At 61.0% G+C, this 24901-nt stretch carries 17 protein-coding genes; 6 read left to right on the forward strand and 11 right to left on the reverse strand.

Annotated elements, in window-relative coordinates:
- The first annotated feature begins 31 nt into the window (after window positions 1-31).
- The 3 genes from BSF44_RS18885 to BSF44_RS18895 are packed head-to-tail and all read left to right on the forward strand — an operon-like array spanning window position 32 to window position 5507.
- The gene (locus tag BSF44_RS18885) at window positions 32-1276 is read left to right on the forward strand and encodes an exonuclease SbcCD subunit D C-terminal domain-containing protein (protein ID WP_095944804.1); all 1245 of its coding nucleotides are present in this window, start codon (window positions 32-34) and stop codon (window positions 1274-1276) included.
- On the forward strand, window positions 1273-4914 hold the full coding sequence (locus BSF44_RS18890; protein ID WP_095944805.1) for an AAA family ATPase: 3642 nt from the start codon (window positions 1273-1275) through the stop codon (window positions 4912-4914). Before BSF44_RS18885 ends, BSF44_RS18890 begins: the two co-directional genes overlap by 4 nt.
- On the forward strand, window positions 4911-5507 hold the full coding sequence (locus BSF44_RS18895) for a glutathione S-transferase (RefSeq protein ID WP_095944806.1): 597 nt from the start codon (window positions 4911-4913) through the stop codon (window positions 5505-5507). The genes BSF44_RS18890 and BSF44_RS18895 overlap by 4 nt, the downstream gene beginning before the upstream one ends.
- A 9-nt stretch (window positions 5508-5516) precedes the next feature.
- Here the strand turns inward: BSF44_RS18895 and BSF44_RS18900 are convergent, their stop codons facing one another.
- From BSF44_RS18900 to BSF44_RS18935, 9 genes are all read right to left on the reverse strand, one after another.
- Window positions 5517-5774 carry a hypothetical protein gene (locus tag BSF44_RS18900; RefSeq protein WP_095944807.1) on the reverse strand — a complete coding sequence of 86 codons (258 nt, stop codon included), beginning with the start codon at window positions 5772-5774 and terminating at the stop codon, window positions 5517-5519.
- Window positions 5771-5983 (reverse strand): hypothetical protein, encoded by a 213-nt coding sequence (locus BSF44_RS18905; RefSeq protein WP_095944808.1) that lies wholly within the window; start codon window positions 5981-5983, stop codon window positions 5771-5773. The genes BSF44_RS18900 and BSF44_RS18905 overlap by 4 nt, the downstream gene beginning before the upstream one ends.
- Window positions 5984-6098: 115 nt before the next feature.
- A complete protein-coding gene (locus BSF44_RS30785) occupies window positions 6099-6224 on the reverse strand; it encodes a hypothetical protein (protein ID WP_256589114.1) in 126 nt (41 codons plus the stop codon).
- Window positions 6225-6441: 217 nt separating this feature from the next.
- The gene (locus BSF44_RS18910; protein WP_007979950.1) at window positions 6442-6621 is read right to left on the reverse strand and encodes a hypothetical protein; all 180 of its coding nucleotides are present in this window, start codon (window positions 6619-6621) and stop codon (window positions 6442-6444) included.
- A 156-nt stretch (window positions 6622-6777) separates the two neighbouring features.
- The gene (locus BSF44_RS18915; RefSeq protein ID WP_095944819.1) at window positions 6778-7947 is read right to left on the reverse strand and encodes a lactonase family protein; all 1170 of its coding nucleotides are present in this window, start codon (window positions 7945-7947) and stop codon (window positions 6778-6780) included.
- Window positions 7940-8278, reverse strand: coding sequence for a DUF5629 family protein (locus BSF44_RS18920; RefSeq protein ID WP_095944809.1), 339 nt, complete (start codon window positions 8276-8278; stop codon window positions 7940-7942). The genes BSF44_RS18915 and BSF44_RS18920 overlap by 8 nt, the downstream gene beginning before the upstream one ends.
- Before the next feature lie 120 nt (window positions 8279-8398).
- The gene (locus BSF44_RS18925; protein ID WP_095944810.1) at window positions 8399-9979 is read right to left on the reverse strand and encodes an aldehyde dehydrogenase (NADP(+)); all 1581 of its coding nucleotides are present in this window, start codon (window positions 9977-9979) and stop codon (window positions 8399-8401) included.
- A 10-nt stretch (window positions 9980-9989) separates the two neighbouring features.
- A complete protein-coding gene (araD1, locus tag BSF44_RS18930; protein WP_095944811.1) occupies window positions 9990-10982 on the reverse strand; it encodes an AraD1 family protein in 993 nt (330 codons plus the stop codon).
- Window positions 10983-11115: 133 nt separating this feature from the next.
- The gene (locus tag BSF44_RS18935) at window positions 11116-12423 is read right to left on the reverse strand and encodes an MFS transporter (protein WP_095944812.1); all 1308 of its coding nucleotides are present in this window, start codon (window positions 12421-12423) and stop codon (window positions 11116-11118) included.
- 194 nt (window positions 12424-12617) lie between these two features.
- On the opposite strand from BSF44_RS18935, the gene BSF44_RS18940 reads away from it, so the two are divergent.
- From BSF44_RS18940 to BSF44_RS18950, 3 genes are all read left to right on the forward strand, one after another.
- The gene (locus BSF44_RS18940; RefSeq protein ID WP_095944813.1) at window positions 12618-14354 is read left to right on the forward strand and encodes an IlvD/Edd family dehydratase; all 1737 of its coding nucleotides are present in this window, start codon (window positions 12618-12620) and stop codon (window positions 14352-14354) included.
- Between the two features lie 188 nt (window positions 14355-14542).
- Complete coding sequence (locus BSF44_RS18945) at window positions 14543-15262, forward strand: FadR/GntR family transcriptional regulator (RefSeq protein ID WP_172435374.1); 720 nt, start codon at window positions 14543-14545, stop codon at window positions 15260-15262.
- A gap of 144 nt (window positions 15263-15406) precedes the next feature.
- Window positions 15407-20299, forward strand: a complete 4893-nt coding sequence (locus BSF44_RS18950; RefSeq protein WP_141250056.1) for a dermonecrotic toxin domain-containing protein — start codon at window positions 15407-15409, stop codon at window positions 20297-20299.
- A gap of 66 nt (window positions 20300-20365) precedes the next feature.
- On the opposite strand, the gene BSF44_RS18955 is transcribed toward BSF44_RS18950, so the two are convergent.
- Entirely contained in the window at window positions 20366-22750 is a 2385-nt protein-coding gene (locus tag BSF44_RS18955) for an RND family transporter (RefSeq protein ID WP_095944816.1), read from the reverse strand.
- Between the two features lie 28 nt (window positions 22751-22778).
- Window positions 22779-23831 (reverse strand): YCF48-related protein, encoded by a 1053-nt coding sequence (locus tag BSF44_RS18960; RefSeq protein WP_095944817.1) that lies wholly within the window; start codon window positions 23829-23831, stop codon window positions 22779-22781.
- Window positions 23832-24901: the final 1070 nt, after the last annotated feature.

The following is a 24901-nucleotide window of genomic DNA, read 5'->3' on the forward strand; positions in this document are numbered from 1 at the left end:
ACTCTGGCGCTGCTTCTGTATGGAATTGCTCATGCGTCTGTTTCACACCTCCGACTGGCACCTCGGGCAGAACCTGCACGGCCAGGATCGCGATTTCGAGCACGGCTGCTTTCTCGAGTGGCTGTTGCGCCAGCTGAAACTGGATCAACCGGATGTGCTGTTGATCGCTGGCGATATCTTCGACACGGTCAATCCGCCGGTCAAAGCCCAGGAACGCCTCTACGACTTTATCGTCAGCGCCCACGAACAGCAGCCGTTGCTGACCATCGTGATGATCGCCGGCAACCACGACTCCGGCTCGCGGATCGAACTGCCCGCACCCTTGATGCGGCGCTTACGCACTCATGCGCTTGGTCGTGTGCTGTGGCTGGACGACGGGCAACTGGATGCCGAGCGCCTGTTGCTGCCCTTGCCCGATGCCAGTGGTGAAGTCGCGGGCTGGTGCCTGGCGCTGCCGTTCCTGCGCCCGGCGGAAGTCACCGGCGCGCATTTGGGTGACAACTACCTGCGCGGGATCGGTCAGGTGCACGAGTGGCTGATCGAAGCGGCCAACGCCAAGCGCCAGCCGGGGCAGGCATTGATCGCCATCAGCCACGCGCACATGGCCGGCGGTTCGGTGTCGGAAGACTCCGAGCGCAGCCTGATCATCGGCAATGCCGAAGCCCTGCCCGCCAGCCTGTTCGGGCCGAGCATCAGCTACGTCGCCCTCGGTCACTTGCACAAGCCGCAGAAGGTCAATGGCGAAGAACGCATCCGCTACAGCGGCTCGCCGATCCCGCTGTCGTTCTCCGAGATCAGCTATCAGCACCAGATTCTCGACATCAAGCTCGACGGCGAAACCCTGGTTAGCGTCGAACCGAAACTGATCCCCCGCGCGGTCAACCTGCAACGCATCGGCCCGGCGCCATTGAGCGAGATCCTGCTGCAACTGGCGGATCTGCCGAACATCGACCTGTTGGCCGAGATCCAGCGCCAGCCATGGCTGGAGGTGCGGGTGCGCCTCGACGAGCCGCAGCCCGACCTGCGCAATCAAGTGGAAACCGCCCTGCAAGGCAAGGCCGTGCGCCTGGTGCGCATCGCCGCCGAGTACGCCGGCAACGGCGGCCGTGACGGTGCCGACGAAGGCAGCACGCTGATCGAACTGGACCAGCTCACGCCTCAGGAACTGTTCAGCCGCGCCTGGCAGGACAACTATGGCAGCGAGGTCGACGAGCAGACCCTCAAGGACTTTGCCGAGCTGTTGCAGGACGTGCAGATGGAGAGCGAACAACCATGAAAATCCTCGCGATCCGCCTGAAAAACCTCGCCTCGCTGGCCGGGCCGTTTGAAATCGACTTCACCGCCGAACCCCTGGCCAGTGCCGGACTGTTCGCCATCACCGGCCCCACCGGCGCCGGCAAAAGCACCCTGCTCGATGCCCTGTGCCTGGCACTGTTTGGCGCCGTACCGCGCCTGAATAATACCGGCCGCGACGCCAAGGTGCCGGACGCCGACGGCGAAATCGCTACCGGCGACCCGCGCACCCTGCTGCGTCGCGGCACGGGTGAAGGCTATGCGGAAGTGGATTTCGTCGGTGTCGACGGCCGTCGTTATCGCGCCCGCTGGGAGGCCAATCGTGCCCGGGACAAGGCCGCCGGCAAGCTACAGGCCAGCCGCCAGAGTTTGCGCGACATCGATCAGGATCAATTGCTCGCCAGCCAGAAAGGCGAATACAAGACTCAGCTCGAAGCCGCGCTAGGCCTGAATTTCGAACAGTTCACCCGCGCGGTGATGTTGGCGCAAAGCGAGTTCAGCGCGTTCCTCAAGGCTGACGACAACGACCGCAGCGAACTGCTGGAAAAACTCACCGACACGGCGCTCTACACGCGCCTGGGTCGTCGCGCCTTCGACAAGACCAAGGAAGCCCGCGAGGCGCACAAGCTGCTGCAGGATCAGGCCAGTGGTGTGACGCCGCTGTCACCCGAAGCCCGTGCGGAACTGGATGCACGCTTCAACGAAGCGCAGCAGCAGCTCAAGGCCCGGCAGGCGCAACTCAAACAGCTTGAACTGCAGGACACCTGGCTCAAGGACCTGCGTCGCTTGCAGGACGAACATCTGGCTGCGACTGAACAACTGCAATCGGCACAGACCCACTGGGAAGCCCTTTCCAGTGAGCGCTTGAGGCTCACCCGCCTCGAACAACTGGCCCCGCAACGGCACCAGTTCGCCCGTAAAGCCGAGGTCGATGCGCTGCTGACACCCTTGGCAACGCACATTGCCTTGCACACGCAGCAGCACGGCGAACTCGGCGAGCGCCAGACGCAGCTTGAGCAGCAACTAAGCAGCGCCCGGATCGCCTTGAGCGAAACCCAACAGCGACAAACCGACAGCACGCCGTTGCTGCGTCAGGCCTTCGAAGCGCAAAGCACCCTCGCCCGCCTCGCCAAGGACACCGCCCTCAGCGCCGAAGCCAGGCAACAGGCGCAACAGGCCTGCAACCAGGGCCAGGGCACGATCCAGACCTTGCTCGATCAACAAGCCCGTGGCGCCGCGGACTTGCAGCGCATCGCCACCGGCCTGGAGCAAAGCACTCATCTGGCACCGTTGAGCGATGCCTGGAATGCCTACCGTGATCGCCTGCAACAGTTGATGTTGATCGGCAACCGGTTGAATCAGGGCCAGACCGAACTGGCCAGCCTCGAACACAACGCCGCGAGCACCGAACAAGCGCTGACCGCGCAGAAGCAACAACTGGAGGTGCTGTTCAAGGAGGCCGGCGCCGAACCGGATGCCGTCGCCGAGCAGATCGGCATCCTGGGCAGCCTGTTGCAGGATAACCGCAAGCAACTGCGCGCCGTCGAAGACCTGGCGCGCCTGTGGGCCAGCCAGCAGGACCTGGACAAGCGCGGCGCCGAACTGCAACAACGCCAGCTCACCGCGCAGCAGGAACGTGAACGCCTGACCCAGGACGGGGTCAAGGCCAAGGCTGAGCTGAGCGTTGCCGAACAGACCCTCAACGTCACGCGCGAACTGCTGGAACGCCAGCGCCTGGCGCGCAGTGCCAGTGTCGAAGAACTGCGAGCGCAGTTGCAGGACGATCAGCCTTGCCCGGTCTGCGGCAGCAACGAGCATCCCTATCATCAGCCCGAAGCCCTGCTGCAAAGCCTCGGTCGTTTTGATGAAAGCGAACAGGCCAACGCGCAAAAGGCCGTCGACCTGCTCAAGGAAAAGCTCACCGACCTGCGCGCCGAAGTCGGCGGGCTGATCGCCCAGCAAAAGGAACTGCTGCAACAGCAGGAGCAACTGGCGACCCAGCAGCAGGCCCTCGCCCCGAGCCTGGAAGCTCACCCACTGGCGACCCAACTGCTGAACCAGGATGCCGCCAAACGCGACGCCTGGCTTATCCAGCAAAACAGCCAGCTCAACCAGAGCATCAGCCAGGACGAGCAACGGCAGAGCGCGCTGCTCACCCTGCAACAGGATGCCGCACGCCTGACCCAGCAACTGCGCCATGCCGAAACCGCACACCAGCAAGCGGCCCAGCACCTGAGCAATCAACAGCGCGAACTGGACAACGACCGCCAGCGCCTGGACGAAGAACTCAAGGCATTCGCCAGCCTGCTCCCAGCCGAAACCCTGCAAGCGCTGCGCGTCGAACCGGCCGCGACCTTCATGCAACTCGACCGGCAGATCGCCGAGCGCCTGGCGCAACTCGAGCAACAAAAGGAAGAACTGACCGAGCAGCAACAGCGCCAGCAAAACCTGGAGAAGGAACAGGACCGCCAGCAAAGCCGCGTGCAGCAATTGCAGACCGCCGAACAGCAGTTCACCGAGCTGGCCGAGCAGCAACAGGCGAGCCAGCACACACTCGGGCAATTGCTCGGCGAGCACAGCAGCGCCGAGCACTGGCAGCAGCAACTGGAACAGGCCGTGGAACAGGCGCGCAGCGCCGAAGCCACGACCGGCCAGGCCCTGCAAAACGTCCACACGCAATCAGTGCAAATCGCCGCCGAGCTCAAGGCCCAGCAGGAGCGCTTGCACGCACTGCAAGGCGAAGAACGTGAGCTCGCCGGCAAGATCGGCGACTGGCGGGCTCGCCATCCCGAACTGGATGACGGCGGCCTCGAAGACTTGCTGCGCGTCGACGATGCCCAGGTCAGCGAACTGCGCCAGCGCTTGCAGCACAGCGAAAAAGCCATCGAACAGGCCAATGTGCTGGTGCAGGAGCGCGACAAGCGTTTGCTCGATCACCAGGCGCAACACAACGGCAACCTCGATGCCGAACAACTGGCCAGTGCGCTGGTCGACCTGCAAAACCTCGCCGCCACCAGCGAGCAACACTGCGCCGAACTGCGCGCCGAGCAGGCCGAGGATCAGCGCCGGCAAAACGCCAATCAGGCCCTGGCGCAGCAGATCGCCGATGCCTACAACGAGTACCAACGCTGGGCACGCCTGAACGCGTTGATCGGCTCCGCCACCGGCGACACCTTCCGCAAGATCGCCCAGGCCTACAACCTCGACCTGCTGGTGCATCACGCCAACGTGCAATTGCGCCAACTGGTGCGCCGCTATCGCCTCAAGCGCGGCGGCAGCATGCTCGGCTTGCTGGTGATGGACACCGAAATGGGCGACGAACTGCGCTCGGTGCATTCGCTGTCCGGCGGCGAGACCTTCCTGGTCTCGCTGGCGCTGGCCCTGGGCTTGGCGTCGATGGCGTCGAGCACGTTGAAAATCGAGTCGCTGTTCATCGACGAAGGCTTCGGCAGCCTCGATCCGGAATCCCTGCAACTGGCCATGGACGCCCTCGACGGTTTGCAGGCCCAAGGGCGCAAGGTCGCGGTGATTTCCCACGTACAGGAAATGCATGAACGGATTCCGGTGCAGATTCAGGTCCAACGTCAGGGCAACGGCCTGAGTACCCTGGAGGTGAAATGAACACCCTGTATTCCTTCCGCCGCTGCCCATACGCCATGCGCGCACGCATGGCCCTGCGTTATTCGGGCGTGGCCGTGAACATCGTCGAAGTCAGCCTGAAAGCCAAGCCCGCCGAAATGCTCGCGCTGTCGGGCAAAGGCACGGTGCCGGTGCTGAGCGCCGATGACAGGGTGATCGACGAAAGCCTCGACATCATGCGCTGGGCCCTGGCACAGAACGATCCGCAGGACTGGTTGCTCAAGGCTGATCCTGCTGCTGCGGCACAAATCGCCCCCCTGATCGAACACAACGATCAGGTGTTCAAAGTGCACTTGAATCGCTACAAGTACGCCGAGCGTTATCCCGAGCAGCCGATGGAGGTTTATCGCGGCGAGGGTGAGGTGTTTTTGCAAAGGCTGGATGATTTGCTGGAGGGACGCGACTACTTGCTGGCCGATCATCCAAGCCTGGCCGATGTAGCGTTGATGCCCTTCGTGCGCCAGTTCGCCCACGTCGACCGCGAATGGTTCGCGCAGACACCGTATCGACGGTTGCAGGATTGGTTGCAGCGGTTTCTGGAGTCGGAACTCTTTACTTCAATCATGAAGAAATAGGCCAGGCACTTACGCCAACACCCCACACATCCCGATCGCCGAGCAATCCACCTGGAACGGCCCGAAAACCACCCCTTCAGTCCTGACCGGCGGATTGCCGGCCAACATCCCCTGGGCCTTGGCGTTTTCGATGCTGCGCGCGATGTTGTGATTGGCTTCGATGGCCCGCGCCACCGAGCCCGCCGAACCTTGGCCGATCCCCAACAGGGAGGATCCGTTGGTCATGAACGCCAGGAAGGCGATGACCCAGAGTCTGTGCCCTTTCATGCGCCGACGACTCCCGCGAGTTCAGCCTGATCAACGCCGGCGTTTTGCGCACGGTATTCAAACTGAATGCCGGGATGAGCGACCTGGATCGGTGCTTCGAAGGTGACTTGCGACTGGGCTGAAAGACTGACCACCAGCACCATGGCAAGGTAAAGACCGATCGCCACATAGGCGCCGTGTTTGGCAGAAGTGAGAATTGCGCTGGCCATGATGTTCTCCGCAGGCATGTTTCAATACCCACAGAATCGATCAAAAAAGCCTGGGTAACCACTCAGGGTTATCCATAGTGACCATCAGCTTCATTGATCATTAAGCCAATCTATTTCAGTCTTCAATAAAACTCATCAAGCGTTCGCGGGCAGCGTCCGGTTCACTCGGAACAGGGTCGACCGCCGACAGAATGGGGGTTGAGTAGAGAAAAAGAACTACCAATGCCAGACGCGTCACCATGCTACCGATCCTTGCCGTGAGGAGGAGTCAAAAAATCAGCGTCAATTTAAACGCATGGCAATGTGATATCAAGTGCGACATTGATGGCAAAATGATGCTGTCGCAAATGCGTTATGCAGGAGCGACATCACTCTGATCGTTTTCAACACCCGTGTTTCAACATCAGGGTCTTCGATCATCAGTGACTTCGCTCCTGCATAAAGGCAGGGATGGGCATTCAGGCCTGGGTTTTGTGATCCAGCGCGGCGTAGAAGTTGGCGCTCTGTTGCAGGTACTTCTGGGTGTAGCTCTGGGTGTGGGCTTTTTTGTCGCTGATTTCAACGTTGGCACTGGCTGGCAGCGCAACGGTGGCGGAAATGGCGGAAGCGGCGATGACAGAGAAGATGTTGAAGTTCATGGCGGTATTCCTCGGATTCAGTTGGCTTGCTTGCCCGGTGGGGCCGTGAAGCAAACTTAACCCTCGAGGGTTCGTGCCTTGAAATGCTTTGTAGCAGTACCAGATATCAGCGTCATTGATAAAAGCGGACAGGCCCCATCAACCGGGGCCTGCGGCTTATTGACGCAGCAGAAACCTGAGGTCGCTCGGGGCGTCCATTGGCAGCTTTTGCACGGTCTTGCCCAGCAGACCGGTCTTGGCGTCGCGTTCGACGACGACAATCTGGTTGCTCTTCTGATTGGCGATCAACAGGAATTTGCCACTCGGATCGAGGCTGAATTCCCGCGGATGATCGCCCTCCACCGCCCGGCGTTGCAGCTCACGGAGGTGGCCGGTGGCCGGGTCGATGGCAAACACCAACAGTTGATTGGCCGTGCCACGGTTGCTGACGTAGAGGAACCTGCCGTCAGCCGAGGCATGCAACGCCGCCGCAGCCTTGTCCGAGACCGGTTGCCCGGCAGCCAGATCGACGATCTGCGTCTGTTTGAGTTGGCCGTCGTGGTAATCGAACACCGCCACTTGCGCGCTCATTTCCAGGGTCAGCCAAGCGTGTTTACCACCGGCGCTGAACAGCAAGTGACGCGGCCCGCTGCCCGGCGGCAGCTGCACGAATGCCGGGGTGGCCGGGGTCAACGGCAGCTCCGGGTTGGCCTTGGGGTCGAAGCGGTAGGCAAACACCTTGTCGGCGCCCAGGTCATTGGCGAACACGTATTGGCCATCCGGTGACGGGATGGCCGAATGCACGTGAGCCGAGGCCTGACGCTCGGGGTTGACCCGGCTCGCCGGGTGGCTGCTCATCTGCACCACCGGTTTGAGCGTGCCATCGGCCGCCACCGGCATCACCGCGAGGGTGCCGCCCGGGTCCTCGGCCACCGAGTAATTGCTGACAAACAAATGGCTGCCATCGGTGCTGAGGCGGGAATGGGTCGGCTCGTTGCCCAGGCTTTGTACCTGGCTGATCAGGCTCAGCGCATGGCTTTTGGGATCGATCGCGTAACTGCTGACGCGCCCTACCGGATCGGTCTGGCCCGGACCGTTTTCGTTGACCACGAACAGGTGTCGCTGGTCCTTCGACAGGGTCAGCCACGACGGGTTTTCGCTTTTGATCACTTGCAGAGGGCTGGCATCGATCTGCCCGGTGCTGCTGTCGAAAGCCAGGCGGTAGATGCCCTGGCTTTGACCGGCGGTGTAGGAGCCCACCAGCAGTTGATAGTCGTCGGCGGATGCAGCCTGAATCCCCATCGCACCGATACTGCCAGCCATCAACAGTGGCCAGAGGTTACGCATCGCCTTGGTCGTCATCTTCGTTGTCACCGCTGACGACATCGCCCAGGCACACCAAACGGTGTTCACCCGAGTCACCGGTGATCAACCAGCTTTGCAGCGGGGCATCGAAGGTCGCGGCCTGGACCTGCGCGGGGGTGAACTCCCAGTGTTTGGCCGCACGGCCATCCATGCATTCAATGTGCAGATTATCGAACTCGTCGAGGGCGAATTCGAAGGCATGCAGGCCGTCGATCTCAACCATTCCGCAGTGTTCGAGGGCATTGAGCAAGGTGTCGGTTGGGGAAGTCATGGCAATCAGTCTTTGAATGAGAAAAACGCAATGATAGCTCATGCACCACCTCCCCTGTAGGAGCGAGCCTGCTCGCGATGGCGGCAGTCCAGTCGATTTAAATGTTGACTGATGTTCCGCTATCGCGAGCAGGCTCGCTCCTACAGGGATTGTGGTCAGCCGCTACAACGCCTCGCGGGTCGATTGCCCATCCACCAGTCGCTGGATGCGCAGCGGATTGCCGTTCTTCAGCGCATCCGGCAGCAAGCTGTCCGGGTAGTTCTGGAAACACACCGGGCGCAGGAAACGATCGATGGCCAGGGTGCCCACCGACGTACCGCGGGCATCGGACGTTGCCGGATAAGGCCCACCGTGAACCATCGAATCGCAGACTTCCACGCCCGTCGGATAGCCATTGAGCAGGATGCGTCCGACCTTCTGCTCCAGCAATGCCGTCAGCCCGGCGAACTGTTCGAAGTCTTCCGGCTCGCCAATGACGGTGGCGGTCAACTGGCCGTGCAGGCCGTTCAAGGCGGCCATCAGTTGCCCATGGTCTGCCACTTCAACCACTACCGTGGTCGGACCGAACACTTCCTCCTGCAACACTTCATCGCCATCGAGCAGCAGGCTGACATCGGCCTTGAACAGCTGTGGCTGTGCCTGATTGCCCTGTTGCGGATTGCCGGCCAGGTGCTCGATCCCCGGATGCGCGAGCAGTTTTTGCAAGCCTTGGCCGTAGCTGCTCAGGGTTCCGGCATTGAGCATGGTTTGCGCCGGCTGGTCACCCATCAACCCGGCCACTTGCTGCACAAACGCAGCGAATGACGCCGAGCGAATGCCGATCACCAGACCGGGATTGGTGCAGAACTGGCCACAACCCTGAACCACCGACGCCGTGAGGTCCCGGGCGACGGTATCAGCCCGCGCCTGCAACGCCTGTGGCAACACGATCACCGGGTTGATGCTCGACATCTCGGCGAACACCGGAATCGGTTGCGCACGGGCCGCCGCCATGTCGCACAAGGCTCGACCGCCCTTGAGCGAACCGGTGAAGCCTACAGCCTGAATCGCCGGATGCTTGACCAACGCCTCACCGACGCCACCGCCGTAGATCATGTTGAACACGCCGGCCGGCATGCCGGTTTTCTCGGCGGCGCGAATGATCGCGTCAGCCACCCATTCAGCCGTGGCCATGTGGCCGCTGTGGGCCTTGAACACTACCGGGCAGCCAGCCGCCAGCGCCGATGCCGTGTCGCCGCCAGCGGTGGAGAACGCCAACGGAAAGTTGCTGGCACCGAACACGGCCACAGGTCCCAGGCCGATACGGTATTGACGCAGGTCCGGACGCGGCAACGGTTGGCGCTCCGGCAATGCCCGGTCGATTCGTGCGCCGTAGAAATCACCGCGACGCAAGACTTTGGCAAACAGGCGCATCTGCCCGCTGGTACGTCCACGCTCGCCTTGAATCCGTCCCGCCGGCAACGCCGTCTCGCGGCAGACCACCGCGACAAAATCATCACCGAGGGCATCCAGTTCATCGGCAATGGCCTCGAGAAACTGCGCCCGCCGCTCCGCGCTCAGGCTGCGATAGGCCGGGTACGCGGTCGCCGCCGCGCTGGCCGCTGCATCGACTTCCTGCGGGGTCGCCTGATAAAAATCGTCGGGCAATGCCTCACCGGTGGTGGCATCGACACTCTGCAATTTGACGCTGCCAGCAGCGCTGCGTTGGCCGCCGATGTAGTTGTGACCAAGAATCCGGGTCATGGGTCAGTCCTCAAAGTGTGCCGACGGTGCCGGGCGCGAAAGCCGCTGCGACCGGTGCGATGCCGTTGATCAATGGCGCGCCGAATTCGGCCTGAGTGATCTCGAACACGTCACCCGGTTGCGTGCGAATGCCGTCGGCAAAAGACAAGGTCGCCGTACCGAAGAAGTGAATGTGCACATCCCCCGGGCGCAGGAACTGGCTGTATTTGAAATGGTGGAATTCGAGGTTGGCGAGGCTGTGGCACATGTTGGCCTCGCCGCTGAGAAACTCGTTCTGCCATAGCACCTCGCCGTCGCGCAGGATGCGGCTGGTGCCCGCCAGATGTTGCGGCAACTCGCCCACCCGCAGTTCCGGGCCATAGCTGCAGCTGCGCAGTTTCGAATGGGCCAGATACAGGTAGTTCTTGCGCTCCATGACGTGGTCGGAGAACTCGTTGCCCACGGCAAAACCCAGGCGATACGGCTTGCCGTCGTGACCGATCACGTACAGGCCGGCGATCTCCGGCTCTTCGCCGGCATCTTCGGCAAACGGCGGCAGGGGAAACGGCTGGCCCGGCCTGACGACGATGCTGCCATCGCCTTTGTAGAACCATTCCGGTTGCACACCGGCTTCATCCGCCGCCGGCTTACCGCCCTCTACGCCCCATTTGAAGATGCGCATGGTGTCGGTCATCGCCGTTTCGTCGCCACTTTGCTGGTGCATCTTGTCCCGGGCCGACGCACTGCCCAGATGGGTCAGGCCCGTGCCGCTGACCAGCATGTGCGCCGGGTCCGCATGGTCCAGCGGCGGCAGGATGCGCCGTTGCGTCAGCAGTTCGGCATAGTCATGGCTGATGCCCAGCCCCAGGCCTTGCACCTGTTGTTCAAGGCTTGCGCCCGCCTCGATCGCCGCCAATGCCAGATCGCGAACGCTGCGCGCGTCCTGCACTTCGCGGACCAGACCGTTGTCGATCACGCCGACACGGCGTTCGCCGTTACTCAATTCGAACTGAACCAAACGCATGAAATTTCTCCTATTCCTTCAAAAACACCGCAGATCTCTGTAGGAGTGAGCCTGCTCGCGATAGCGATGTATCAGTCGCCGACAACATTGGCTGTGCCGACGCTATCGCGAGCAGGCTCACTCCTACATTGGATTAGCGTGCACTTGCTGCAAATTGATCGGCTGGCAGGACGTGTTTGCGTTCCAGCAGGCGATAGACAACGCCAGTCAGAATCAGGCCGAACACCATCACCCCGCAGAGGAAATACAAGCCGGACGCAAGATTGCCGGTGTATTCCTTGAGTGCGCCGATCACGAATGGACCGAGATAGCCGCCAAGGTTACCCACCGAGTTGATCAAGGCGATCCCCGCTGCCGCACTGGCGCCGGCGAAGAAGCGGCCCGGCAAGGTCCAGAACACCGCCGTGCAGGAGAACAATGCGAACGCCACCAGGCACAGCGCCGCCAGTTGCAGCACCGGCACCGACAACCAGGCGCTGAGGAACAAGCCAATCGCACCCAGCACGTAAAGCACGGCGAGGTGGCCGTAGCGGTCGTTCAAGCGGTCGGAACTGCGCGGAATGATCAGCAGGCCGACGATCCCGAAGATATACGGCACCGCGGAAACAAAACCGGTCACCAGGTCGCTGCCGCCGAACTGCTTGATCAAGGTCGGCAGCCACAGACCCAGGCCATAGATGCTCAGGGTCACCGGCAGGTAGAACAGCGCCAGCAGCAGGACGCGCTTGTCCTTGAGGGCGTGCAACGGGTTGCCGTGACGGGTCTGGCCGTAGGCATCCAGATCCTTTTTCAGCTCACCGCTCAGCCAGTCCTTTTCCGCCTGGTCCATCCACTTCACTTGCTGTGGGCCGTCCGGCAACCAGCGCAGCACCGGCCAGGTCAGCAGGATCGCCGGACAGCCGATGACGATGAACAGCCACTGCCAGCCGTGCAGTCCCAACACGCCGTCCATGCCCAGCAAGCCGCCGGACAGCGGGCCGGTGATCATCATCGCGATGGGCTGAGACAGGATGAACAACCCGAGGATCTTGCCGCGATGGCGCACCGGGAACCATTGGGTGATGTAGTACAGAACGCCCGGAAAGAACCCGGCCTCGGCGGCGCCGAGCAGAAAGCGCATCACATAGAAGCTGTTCGGCCCCTGGACGAAGGCCATGCCGATGGTGATGGCGCCCCAGGTGACCATTATCCGCGCGAACCAGCGCCGTGCGCCGAAGCGGTCGAGCATCAGGTTGCTGGGAATTTCCAGCAGGAAGTAGCCAATGAAGAACAACCCTGCGCCAAGGCCGTAGGCCGCATCACCCAGGCCAATGTCGGCGCCCATGTGCAGTTTGGCGAAGCCCACCGCGGAGCGGTCCACATAGGCGATCAGGTACAGCAGGATCAGGAAGGGAATCAGTTTCAGCGTGATGCGACGGATAAGCCGCAGTTCCTGGCTCATGAGATCGGTCTCCGATTGTTGTTGTTATAGAACCTCGGGGGACGCCTCTCACGAAAAATTCGTCAGGGCCATCCCTCCGTTTGATCGGACTATATAGTAATACTATTTACTCAACAACACTTCCAAAGCGCAGAATTTGCGCTTATGTTACGCCTCAGCTCAAACAATATAGTCATACAATAAGAGAACCGATCATGTCTGATAAGAAACCCACCCTGCGCTCCGCCCAATGGTTTGGCACCGCCGACAAGAACGGCTTCATGTACCGCAGCTGGATGAAGAATCAGGGCATCGCCGACCACCAGTTCCATGGCAAGCCGATCATCGGCATCTGCAACACCTGGTCGGAACTGACCCCGTGCAACGCGCATTTCCGCCAGATTGCCGAGCACGTCAAACGCGGGGTGATCGAGGCCGGGGGCTTCCCGGTGGAGTTTCCGGTGTTTTCCAACGGCGAATCGAACCTGCGCCCGACCGCCATGCTCACCCGCAACCTGGCGAGCATGGATGTCGAAGAAGCCATTCGCGGTAACCCGATCGATGGCGTGGTGCTGCTGACCGGTTGCGACAAAACCACCCCGGCCTTGCTGATGGGCGCCGCCAGTTGCGACGTACCGGCCATCGTCGTCACCGGCGGGCCGATGCTCAACGGTAAACACAAGGGCAAGGACATCGGCTCCGGCACCGTGGTCTGGCAGCTCAGCGAACAGGTCAAGGCCGGCACCATCAGCATCGACGATTTCCTCGCGGCCGAGGGCGGTATGTCCCGCTCGGCGGGCACCTGCAACACCATGGGCACGGCCTCGACCATGGCCTGCATGGCTGAAGCACTGGGCACTTCCCTGCCCCACAACGCGGCGATCCCGGCGGTGGATGCGCGCCGTTACGTGTTGGCGCACATGTCCGGCATGCGTGCCGTGGAGATGGTGCGTGAAGACTTGAAGCTGTCGAAGATCCTGACCAGGGAAGCCTTCGAAAACGCCATTCGCGTCAATGCCGCCATCGGCGGTTCGACCAACGCGGTGATCCACCTGAAAGCCATCGCCGGGCGCATTGGCGTGGAGCTGGACCTGGATGACTGGACCCGTATCGGTCGCGGTATGCCGACCATCGTCGACTTGCAACCGTCAGGGCGCTTCCTGATGGAAGAGTTCTATTACGCTGGTGGCTTGCCAGCCGTGCTGCGTCGCCTTGGCGAAGCCAACCTGATCCCGAACCCGAATGCCTTGACCGTCAATGGCAAGTCCATCGGCGAGAACACCAGGGACGCGCCGATCTATGGCGAGGACGAAGTGATCCGCACCCTCGACAACCCGATCCGCGCCGACGGCGGCATCTGTGTCTTGCGCGGCAACCTGGCACCGCTGGGCGCCGTGCTCAAACCGTCCGCCGCCACGCCCGAACTGATGCAGCATCGCGGCCGCGCGGTGGTGTTCGAGAACTTCGACATGTACAAGGCGCGGATCAACGATCCGGAACTGGACGTGGATGCCAACTCGATCCTGGTGATGAAAAACTGCGGGCCGAAGGGTTATCCGGGCATGGCCGAAGTGGGCAACATGGGCCTGCCGGCCAAGTTGCTGGCCCAGGGTGTGACCGACATGGTGCGTATTTCCGATGCGCGCATGAGCGGCACCGCGTATGGCACGGTTGTCCTGCACGTCGCCCCTGAAGCCGCGGCCGGCGGCCCGCTGGCCGCAGTGAAAGAAGGCGACTGGATCGAACTCGATTGCGCCAGCGGCCGTTTGCACCTGGATATTCCGGACACCGAACTGGCCGCGCGCATGGCCGATCTGCAACCGCCACAGAACCTGATCGTCGGTGGCTATCGTCAGCTGTACATCGACCACGTGCTGCAAGCGGACCAGGGTTGCGACTTCGACTTCCTGGTCGGTTGCCGCGGGGCTGAAGTGCCGCGTCACTCCCACTGACACCACCCTTCCCCTGTGGGAGCTAGCCTGCTAGCGATTTCGGTCTATCAGTTGATATTAATGTTGACTGACACTCCGCTATCGCCAGCAGGGCTAGCTCCCACATTTGGTTTGTGTACCCACCTCAAGTTTGTACCGCGCCTGCTATCATGCGCGACACCTATTCGCACAGGACCGCGCCGCTCCCCATGGATTACCGCAAACCCTCCGACCGCAAAAGCATGCACTCGCGCATCGTCCAGGAACTGGGCATGCAGATCGTCTCGGGACGTTTCCTGCCGGACGACAAACTGCCCGCCGAGGCGCTGTTGTGCGAAGAATATGCGGTCAGCCGGCCGGTGCTGCGTGAAGCCACCCGGGTGTTGGTTGCCAAGGGCCTGGTGTATTCCCGCCCGCGTGTCGGCACCGTGGTCAAGCCGCGCAAGGACTGGCACATGCTCGATCCGGACGTGCTGCACTGGTTGATGCAGAGCAGTCCGCAGAATCAGTTTTTCGATCTGTTGACCAGCGTGCGCAGCATCATCGAACCGGCCGCCGCCGCCCTCGCCGCGCAATTCGCCACGCAAGCAGACATCGCGTCCATCGGTGAGGCCTACCAGCGTATGGAAGCCGCACCGACGCCGGAGGCGCTGCTGCAGCCGGACCTCGACTTCCACAGCCGAATCGCCGATGCCACCCATAACGACTTGCTGGCCAACCTGTGCAACATGCTCTCGGTGGCCATCGCCGAAGCCTTGAAGCATTCCAACCAGCGGCCGAACCTGCATGAACTGGCGCTGCCCCGGCACAAGGCAATCCTCACCGCCATCGAGAATCGTGATGCCCTCGGCGCGCGGCATGCGACGCTGGTGCAACTCGATGATGCGCGCAGTGCGTTGAACGTGGTGCTCGGCTCCGAGCTTTCCTGAGCCGCACATCGCCCGCTCGCCGAGGCGCGACCGGGCACATTTTTCGAGTGGTCAGGTGGTAGCGGGATACCGCACAGCCCACCGACGAACTCGCCATTCTGGCAGCGAAAACCCTATCTTTTTCGCTACAGACTGGAATCCGACATGCAAAATCAATCCGCCATTACTCCGCCAGGTGCGTCCTCGCCCCCTCCCTCAAGTCTCGATACCAGCAACGCCCCCGCTCAAGCGGTCGCCCTTGGATTCGCCAGCCGACCGACTCTGCGCCAGGTCGCCCGGCAAGTCCTTCAAGCCAGCATTCTGGAACACTACCCGCCTCTTGCCGTGGATCTGGATATCACCCGGCTGGCCATACCGAATCAGACCGGGGGATGGGATCTCAAACTGTTGATCGATGTGGCCCTGGATTATCTGGGCAACGACACCCGCCTGAATCTCACGGAAGAAATTGACGGTCGCACACACTTCCTCACCAACCGGGTTCCCTCGCGCCTGACCTATGAAGCGCAAGGGCCTAAACGCCCCGACATGGGGGTTATCCAGGAAAAAATCCAGGCTCTGGCGTTGACCCTGGGCACCCACTTTCAGGAAGCACTGACGGCCTACTGGAACCAGGCTGACGAAACAGGTGCAACCCGCTGGAAATGGCTGGGTGACCTGTTGGCGACCGGTCTGAACAGCGCGGCCAGCCTTCTTCCGGCGGCGCAAAAACAGTGCAGGGCTGCACTCTACGAGCTCACTCGTCATCCTGACCGCCGGGAGCGTCAGGCCATCCCCCACCCTGACGGTTTTGTACATGCCTATTGCCTGGAAACCTGCTTGATCCGCAACGGCGAAAGCAGGTCTTTCATGACGCCGGACCTGCTCGTGGTGCAAGGAAACCAGATCTTTTTGTACCGGGCTTCAGGCCGTCTGGAGTCACACCCGACCATGGAAGCGTTCAACCAGGCCTGGGGCCGCGAGGTGGAGCGCCAGTTCATCGCCGACAAAGTCGTCATCAAGCGTTCTGAACCCAATGGCAACATCTTCGATATCCAGGCCGCGTTGCTGCTTGAGTGTCAGTTGGAGAACCTGGACGCTATTCGGCTTCCAGCCGACCAGGGTGTTCGCCCATTGGAAGACCTTTTCGCCGCCAGCACCGACCCGACCCCTTACTTCAGCCTTGCCCCGGTGCCGGGCCAACAAGCTGCGGAAAAAATTCGTTCGACCCTGCCCCAGTGGCTCAAGGACGCCAGCGCCAACGATCGCGCCGAATATCGCCAATGGCTGGTCGAGCAAGCGCGATTGCAACGACAAACCGCGGGTAAGTCGTTCCTCGACGGCATCGAAAACCTGCATGATTTCACCGCCAACGCCTTGCGTGATCAGTTACGCAAGGATCATCCCGACGCCGATTGTGAACCGGACGATCTGTTGCTGAATTTCCAGGTGGCGGCAGGCGATCTGGGCAGCGGTTTCATAACCCGCGTCCCCATGACGTTGATCGAACTGGCCATCCAGAATCTCAGCGCAGCCCCCTCCGGCAGCATGACCATCACGGACAAGACCGGCAAAGCCGTCCCGCAGTGGCTGACCCCTGACTACATTCTGGGTGAAAAAGGTCTGTTGAGCAGCACCGAGGGACTGATCAGCCGGGTGAACATCGGGGAACGCTATCCACAAACCCTCAAAAAGCTGCTGCTCGATGACAACAGCGAATCACAACGCCGCGAGATGCGGTTTGGCCAGGCCTTGAAGGTACACCTGCCGCTCCAGGCCCTGGAGCACAAAATCCGGGGCGAGCACGGCGTGAGCGCCCTGGGCTACCGTTACGTCAAGGCTGTCATGCACACCCACGCGCCCGAACGCGTCGTCGACGGCAACGACATCGTCGTTCGCGCACTGTCCTTCATCCGCAAGCCGGGCGCCGCCGCCGATGTGGTCGACAACATGTTCATCATTGAACCGCGGGACATCGCCATCGGGCCGCATATCCTGTATCGACCGGTGTACCGGGACTCATTGCGGCAGTTCGCGAGCCGTGAAGCGCTGTTCAATGCCATTGCACAACCCGGTGCGCTGCAAGACAGCGTGCTGAACTGGTTGCCGGACAAGGCCCGGCCGATCTACAGCCATGACGGATTCAACAGCCCTCATATCCTGCGTTTTGGCCTGGGGGACGACACCGTCCGTTGGGAAAAACCGGAGCCGGCACAGTTGGGGCAAGACTCTGACACCGACGCAGTACCGGGTTCGCTGGCACAGGCACTGACCAACGGAAACCTGACGCAGTATCTCTACGGCAGAAACGCCCGAGCCCTCATCGACTTGTCTGACAGAGAGTCCGTTTCCAACGCCGAAAGCCGTTGGGCCACCCTGCGCGAGGGCGGCTGGTTACTGTTCAACGCCGTGCTTTTGCCTCTGCTACGTGGACCTGCGATGGCAGCCGGCTGGATGCTGCAAATGGCCGCCAGCCTGGAAAACGATGTGACTGCGCTGCACAGTAATGACCCGACAGCCAGGGAACTGGCCTGGGTCGATCTGCTGCTCAACATTGGTTTGATCCTGTTGCACGCTCCGTCCCGGGCCCACCCTTCCGATCCGTCGGCGCCCAGACTCCACCCCGTAGAGCCGCCGCTCAAACTCGCCGACCTGCGCCGACCGCTCCTCGATGCCACCCCGCTCACGACTGTCATCGAGCAAGGCATGATCGGCTTGCCGGCCGAACCCCCGGCCGCCGACAAAACACAGGTCGATTTCATCCACTCCACCGCCAGGGACTCCTCCGGCCGACGTCTGTTGAATGCATTGCTCGAGCTGAATGTCGCTTGGCCGGTTCCGGTTCCCGCCCCCGCCGAAACCGGAACGCTCAAAGGCTTGTACCGTATCGACAACCAATGGCATGCCTCCGTGGGAGGGCTGCTGTTCAAGGTCAATGTCGTGGCGGGAGTCGGCGACGTTTACATCATTCATCCCCAAAAGCCGCTCCATCCAGGGTTCAAGCTCAAGACTGACGGACAAGGAAGATGGTCGCTGGACCCTGGCTTGAAGCTACAGGGCGGTGGACCTAAAAACCGACTCAAAGCCAAACTCGCGGAAATAGACAAGAAACGTGATCAAGCCAACATTGAGGTCAGCCGAATCGGTGGGATCATATCGACGCTGGCAACACAGGCAAAGGATATGGACCAGCAACTGGATGCGGCAAAAAAGCAGTACGAAAGCGCCCACAACGAACTGGGAGCCGCTCGTGTGCGTCTTCGTGCATCGCCCGAGGACCAGGCTCTGCTCGATGCTCACCGGCTCAAGGTCATTGCGCGTTCACGCAACCGGCTGAACTTCCAGATATTGCAGGAAAGAGATCAAGTCATCGTCGACCAGTTGATCCAGGCCCGTCGCGACTTGATCCAGGCCTATCGCCAACTCAAGGACGTTGACAGCCGCTTCGACTACGAGCAGAAAGCCACCGACGAGTACGGCGCGATCCTGATGCATCATGAACTGAGGATCTACCGACTGGCGTCCCTTTACCTGGCCAGCTTCATTTCCGAACAGGGCGAGTCGCTGATTGAGTTGCAATACAACATCAATGACATCGAAGGCGCCCAGCGCATGTACGACCTTCTGGAAACCAACTTCGCCGCCTCCGAGCGACATGCACAGGCAATCATCGCACTGGATGAAGCGCTTACCGAGCTGGCGCAAAACTTCAAGACCGGGCCGGCGCAACGCCTGAAATACCTCAAAGGCCACCCTGACCGCAGGTTCTCCAACCGAGTGACCGCCCTCCTCGAATCGCTCGACGTACTGAACACCTTGAGCATTGACACCACCGTCGAGGCGAAAACGCCGCAGGAACAGTACTTTCTCAAAGTTCATGAAGACCGTCTGGGCGCCATGTCAGCGCTCGAAGACTCCCACCTGGACCTGCTGAGCACGGATGGCTTTACCGCTCAGGAGCGCAAGGACGTCCTGATCAACCTGATCAGGCACTACAAAAGGCGCCTGCAAATCAACACCTCACTGCTGGAGCTTGAGTCCCCGTTGATCCGCCCCCGCTACATGTCGCTGCTGATGGAGCGTCTTGAGATCGTACGGGAGAATGCCGAGACCGAACTGGCCGACCTGTTGCGCGAGGACGAATTTTTGCCGGTTTTGCCCGTCGCCTTCAAACCCGTCAAAGCACCGTCGCAGACCAAACGGGTGTTCAAGTCGCGGGATAACGGCGACCTGGTCGGAGAGCTGGAACCGGCGACCACCGGCATGCCGTTTGCGACAATCGTCACCCGAAACCCGCTCACCCTTCAAGTCAGTGGTCGGTTCATGGAGCACCCCAATGAGGGATGGGTCGAGATTGTCGACGCCGCGCCTGTACGGCCGACTCCGACACCGCAACCGCGTTCGTTTGCCGCGCTGCGCACGGAGGGGCAGCGGCTGATCGACGAAATCCCGGCCATTGAACGCTCGATCGAATTTCAGAAAAGAAAGCTCAGTGATCCGCAACGGCGCGATGAACTCAACCCCCGTGACTGGAGCGATATGCTGGAACACCAGGCCGAACGGATCGAAACGTTGGCCAGCGAACTGGAACAGGCCCACCCTGCCAACCCCGGCATCAGTGCGGTACTTGAATCACTGCGTAACACGTCTGCCGCCACCCGGCTCAAAGGCCAGCAACATTGCATCGAGGGATACAAGGCGCAGCGCCCCCGGCAGGAAAGCATCGAGTACCTTCGCGACCGCCAGGCGGTAGACATCGGCCTTGTGCAGGCGCTCAAACGCACGGCAGCCAAGGACTACCTGACGGAGTTCGCCATTCGGGAGAAGAATTCGGTGAAGGTGCTGTGGTACGCCCATTTCCACTACGCCCAGTCGAACAGCGCGCCTTCGACTTACACGATTGCCCACCTCAAGCGTCCCGAACATCGCTTCGTGACCCTCAAGGATCTGATCGCCCAGGCCGGGCCTGACAACCAATTGATCATCCGTGGCCTCTACAGCCCCATTACCCCGCCACGGGATCAACGGCTGTTTCTGGATCTGGTGCCTGATCAATAACGTCTGAAACGCCGAAAGCCGCGCCTTTTCGAGGCAGCGGCTTTCGGTGTCGGCACAACCACGCAATCAGTGGGCGAACAACGAATTGCCCTTCTGCCCCGCCAGTTTCTCCGGTTTGATCAGGAACCGTGCCAGTGCCGGCAACAGCCACAGCGCACCGAACATGTTCCACAGCAGCATGAAGGTCAGCATCAGGCCCATGTCGGCCTGGAACTTGATGGCCGAGAAGATCCAGGTGCACACGCCGATCGCCAGGCACAGACCGGTGAACAGCACCGCCTTGCCGGTGGACTTCAGCGTCTGGTAGTACGCCTCTTGCAGCGGCAGGCCGGCACGCAGGAAGCTTTCCAGGCGGCTGTAGATGTAAATGCCGTAGTCCACGCCAATCCCCACCCCGAGCGCCACGACCGGCAGGGTCGCGACTTTCACGCCGATGCCCATGAAGGCCATCAGGGCGTTGCCCAGTACCGAGGTCAGCACCAGCGGCAGCACGATGCACAAGGTCGCCGCCCAGGAACGGAAGGTGATCATGCACATGACCGCCACACAGATGTACACCAGGATCAGGATGATCAGCTCGGACTTCTTGATCACCTCGTTGGTGGCCGCCTCGATCCCGGCATTACCGGCAGCGAGGATGAACTCCAGACCTTCCTTGTTGTTTTCCCTGGCGAACTCTTGCACCGCATGCACCGCGCGATCCAGGGTCTCGGCCTTGTGATCGTTGAGGAACACCAGCACCGGCGCCAGGGAACAGCTGTTGTTGTACAGGCCGTCAGCACGGGCGATGGAGTTGTTCAGCACATCCGGGTTACGCGACAGGGTTTCCCATTTCAGGTTGCCCTCGTTCATGCCCTTGATCATTTGCTTGGACACGGTCACCAGGGAAATCGCCGACTGCACGCCCTCGGTGTTCTGCATCTTCCACATCAGTTCGTCGATCGGCGCCATGGCTTCGTAGCGCGAGCACCCTTCGGACTTGGTCTTGACCATCACCACCAACACGTCGGAACTGGTGGAGTAGTTGTTGATGATGAAGTTGTTGTCCTTGTTGTAGCGAGAGTCCGGGCGCAACTCCGGGGCTCCCTGGTCGAGGTCGCCGATTTTCAGGTTCTGGCTGTACCACAGGCCGCCACCAAAGGCGATCAGCGCCAGCAAAATGGAAACCGGGGCCACTTTCGCGCTGGCAAAGTTCGACAGCAGGCGCCAGAACGGGTGTTCGCGCACCGCGTCTTTCTTGCTGCGCTCGACGGCACGCTTGCTGATGCCGACATAGGAAATCGCCACCGGCAACAGGATCAGGTTGGTGAACACGATCACCGCCACGCCGATGGATGCGCCGATGGCCAGTTCACGGATCACGCCGATATCGATGATCAGCAGCGTGATGAAACCCACGGCATCGGCGAGGATCGCGATCATCCCCGGCAGGAACAATTGACGGAAGGTGCGGCGCGCCGCCGTCAGGGCGTTGTCCGCTTCACTCGATTGCAGGGCGATCCCGTTGATCTTCTGCACGCCATGGGAAATACCGATGGCGAAGATCAGGAACGGCACCAGCATCGAATAGGGGTCGAGCCCGAAGCCGAAGAAGTGCATCAAACCCAGTTGCCAGACCACCGCCACCAGCGTCGTGCTCAACACGGCGACGGTACTGCGCAGGCAGTTGGTGAACCACAGCAGGAGGATCAGGGTGATGACGAAGGCGACGCCGAAGAACATCACCACCATCACCAGGCCATCGATCAGGTCACCGACTTTCTTGGCGAAACCGACGATGTGGATCTTCACGTTCGGGTTTTGTGTTTCGAACTTGGTGCGGATCTTGTCTTCAAGCTCGTGGGAGAACTGGCGATAGTCCAGCGCCAGCAGCTTGCCCTGGTCCTGCGGGTCCGGGTAGGACTCCAGCAACGGAATGTCGACGATGCTCGACTTGAAATCGTTGGACACCAATCGCCCGACCTGACCGGACTTGAGCACGTTGTTGCGCAGCAAGTCGAGGCTGGCCTGGGAGCCGTTGTAACTCTGCGGAATCACTTCACCGCCGGCGAAGCCCTCTTCGGTCACTTCGGTCCAGCGAACGCTTGGGCTCCACAGCGACTTGAGGCCGGAACGGTCGACGCCGGAGATGTAGAACACCTCGTCGTTGATCTGACGCAGGGTCTCCATGTACTCCTTGGAGAAGATGTCGCCATCGGTGGCTTCCACCGAGATCCGCACGGTGTTGCCCAGGTTCGCCAGGTCGTTGCGGTGCTCCATCATCTTCTGGATGAAGGGATGCTCCAGCGGAATCATTTTTTCGAAACTGGTGGACGGACGGATCAGCGTCGCCTGCCAGAACAGGAAAATGCTGACCAGCAGGCAGATCGTGATCACTGCCGGGCGGTTGTTGAAGATCAGGCGCTCGAGGAACGTCGCCTTGTCCTGGTGATGAGTACTCAAGGAAGTCATAGCTCCGCCTTCTTATTATTAACCCGGCTCATTTACCCGACTCGGTACCGTTTGGCGAAGTGACGCGAACGCCGCCCTGCCCGGCCAGAACCAGATTGCCATTGCCTGCCGCAGTCACTGCCGAGACCGAAATACGGTCCGAACGGTTGACCACCTTGAAGGTCTCGCCATTGTCACTGCTGCGAATCACCGAACCGCCATTGCCGACGATCACGATGGAACCGTCGTCGAGCAGCGTGCCACCGGATAGCCCGAACTCCAGGTCGCCACGTTCAGCCTTGAGCTCGACCTGCTCCCAGTTGCTGCCGAAGTCCGTGGAACGGTAAAGGTTGCCGCGCAGTCCGTAGGCCAGCAGCGTATTGGGCTGCGCCGTGCCGATCACGCCGAACAGCGAGCCTTCGTACGGACCTTCGAGTTTCTCCCAGGTCTGGCCCCAGTCCGCGGAACGGAACATGCTGCCCTGCTCGCCGACAATGAACAGCCCGGCGTCCTTGACCGCGGCGATCGCGTTCAGGTGGTACTGGTCTTCATTGTCGAGGCGGTCGCTGGCGTTTTCCCAATGTTTGCCACCGTCGGTGGTTTCCATCAGCGAGCCGTAGGCGCCCACGGCAAAGCCACTGTCGACGTCCTTGAACCAGACATCGAGCAGCGGCGATTCGCGCGTCAGGTCTTCGAACTGCTTGGTCCAGGTCGCGCCACCATCATCGCTGGCGAGGATCTGCGCATCATGGCCGACGGCCCAGCCGTGCTTGTCATCGACGAAAAACACGGACGTCAGCAGGGCCCGGGTCGGGACCTTGGCCTGGGTCCAGGTCGCGCCCTGGTCATCGGAATACAGGATGTGCCCACGGTCCCCGACCGCCACCAGGCGCTTGCCGGCGTGGACGACATCGAGCATCAGGCTTTTGGCAGCCTTGGCCGATTCAATGGAATAAACAACATCGGATGCAGGCGCCGCCGCGGCCAGCGCAGGCGCCGACAGCATGGCAGAGCCCAACAGCGAGAGCGCTGTGGCCAGCAACGCGATTTTGCGTAGTGCCGGCGGGCGGCAGATACCCACACCCATGACAGGCTCACTCATAGACCTTCTCCCATTATTATTGTTAGGTCGTTCAACCTTTCTGGGCGCCGCAAGGGTGCGTGTCTGGACCGGCTGTTTCAGAGCATAGTCCTGAAACCCGCAATCCAGAGCCCCTTCGGAAGCTGGCTTATCCTATCGGTGTTTTTTAATGCCTGACAATCGACGCCACGTTATGTTTTGTTAACCGGGGGGGATGGGGGTTGTTCTGAATGGTTGGGTATCAGGTGGGGTGATTGCGGTTTTGGTGTTTGGTGTTCGGTGTTCGGTGTTCGGTGTTCGGAGTACATATCCGTTGCTGTCGTAACGGCTACTTATCGAATCGGTGTACATATCCGTTGCTGCGGTAACGGCTGCTGACGGTTTCGCTCTTACAGCGACTCACTTTTCCAAACGCCGAAAAGTAAGCAAAAGGCTTTGCCCCGACGTACGGCACCTCGCCAAGGCTCGGTGTTCCCTCGCTACGGTGTCCATCAGGGGGCATCGCCTCCGGTCTGCTTCGCGACGACCTCCTCTCGATGTGTTCGACTGCGTCGAACGGCGCTGCGCGCCTAACCCCCTGATGAACACCTACGCTCGGCCTGCCGAAGGGGCAAAAGATCAAAAGCCAGATCAAGATCAAAAGCCAAAGCCAAAGCCAAAGCCAAAGCCAAAGCCAAAGCAGCTATGGATCTCTGAAAAATCGGGTGCAAGCAGATGGGACTCGGTCGACTGTCATACCGCCATCGCGAGCAGGCTCGCTCCCACAGAAGAGCAAAAACAGAGCGGCGTACACCACGCTTCTCACCACTCATCAGGCCGAGCGTTAGCTCGCCTGCAGCTCTTGATCTTGATCCACCCGCCCCATCGGCAGGCTGAGTGGAGGTGTTCATCCGGGGATTGGCGCGCAGCGCCGTTCGACGCAGTCGAACTCATCGCGTGTAGGTGCCAGCGAAGCCAACCGGAGGGCGATGCCCCCTGATGGACACCGTAGCGAGGGAACACCGAGCCTTGGCGAGGTGCCGTACGTCGGGGCAAAGCCTTTTGCTTACTTTTCGGCGTTTGGAAAAGTGAGTCGCTGTAAGAGCGAAACC

This window comes from Pseudomonas sp. ACN8, from assembly GCF_002303925.1.
Classification (GTDB): Bacteria; Pseudomonadota; Gammaproteobacteria; order Pseudomonadales; family Pseudomonadaceae; genus Aquipseudomonas.

What these genes read in the sequence shown, in the direction of transcription:
- BSF44_RS18885 (WP_095944804.1), top strand. Translation starts at nt 32, where the DNA reads ATGCGTCTGTTTCACACCTCCGACTGGCACCTCGGGCAGAACCTGCAC.
- BSF44_RS30785 (WP_256589114.1), bottom strand. Translation starts at nt 6,224, where the DNA reads ATGGTGACGCGTCTGGCATTGGTAGTTCTTTTTCTCTACTCAACCCCC.
- araD1 (WP_095944811.1), bottom strand. Translation starts at nt 10,982, where the DNA reads ATGCGTTTGGTTCAGTTCGAATTGAGTAACGGCGAACGCCGTGTCGGC.
- BSF44_RS18895 (WP_095944806.1), top strand. Translation starts at nt 4,911, where the DNA reads ATGAACACCCTGTATTCCTTCCGCCGCTGCCCATACGCCATGCGCGCA.
- BSF44_RS18945 (WP_172435374.1), top strand. Translation starts at nt 14,543, where the DNA reads ATGGATTACCGCAAACCCTCCGACCGCAAAAGCATGCACTCGCGCATC.
- BSF44_RS18900 (WP_095944807.1), bottom strand. Translation starts at nt 5,774, where the DNA reads ATGAAAGGGCACAGACTCTGGGTCATCGCCTTCCTGGCGTTCATGACC.
- BSF44_RS18960 (WP_095944817.1), bottom strand. Translation starts at nt 23,831, where the DNA reads ATGAGTGAGCCTGTCATGGGTGTGGGTATCTGCCGCCCGCCGGCACTA.
- BSF44_RS18940 (WP_095944813.1), top strand. Translation starts at nt 12,618, where the DNA reads ATGTCTGATAAGAAACCCACCCTGCGCTCCGCCCAATGGTTTGGCACC.
- BSF44_RS18925 (WP_095944810.1), bottom strand. Translation starts at nt 9,979, where the DNA reads ATGACCCGGATTCTTGGTCACAACTACATCGGCGGCCAACGCAGCGCT.
- BSF44_RS18890 (WP_095944805.1), top strand. Translation starts at nt 1,273, where the DNA reads ATGAAAATCCTCGCGATCCGCCTGAAAAACCTCGCCTCGCTGGCCGGG.
- BSF44_RS18910 (WP_007979950.1), bottom strand. Translation starts at nt 6,621, where the DNA reads ATGAACTTCAACATCTTCTCTGTCATCGCCGCTTCCGCCATTTCCGCC.
- BSF44_RS18920 (WP_095944809.1), bottom strand. Translation starts at nt 8,278, where the DNA reads ATGAGCTATCATTGCGTTTTTCTCATTCAAAGACTGATTGCCATGACT.
- BSF44_RS18915 (WP_095944819.1), bottom strand. Translation starts at nt 7,947, where the DNA reads ATGCGTAACCTCTGGCCACTGTTGATGGCTGGCAGTATCGGTGCGATG.
- BSF44_RS18905 (WP_095944808.1), bottom strand. Translation starts at nt 5,983, where the DNA reads ATGGCCAGCGCAATTCTCACTTCTGCCAAACACGGCGCCTATGTGGCG.
- BSF44_RS18935 (WP_095944812.1), bottom strand. Translation starts at nt 12,423, where the DNA reads ATGAGCCAGGAACTGCGGCTTATCCGTCGCATCACGCTGAAACTGATT.
- BSF44_RS18955 (WP_095944816.1), bottom strand. Translation starts at nt 22,750, where the DNA reads ATGACTTCCTTGAGTACTCATCACCAGGACAAGGCGACGTTCCTCGAG.
- BSF44_RS18950 (WP_141250056.1), top strand. Translation starts at nt 15,407, where the DNA reads ATGCAAAATCAATCCGCCATTACTCCGCCAGGTGCGTCCTCGCCCCCT.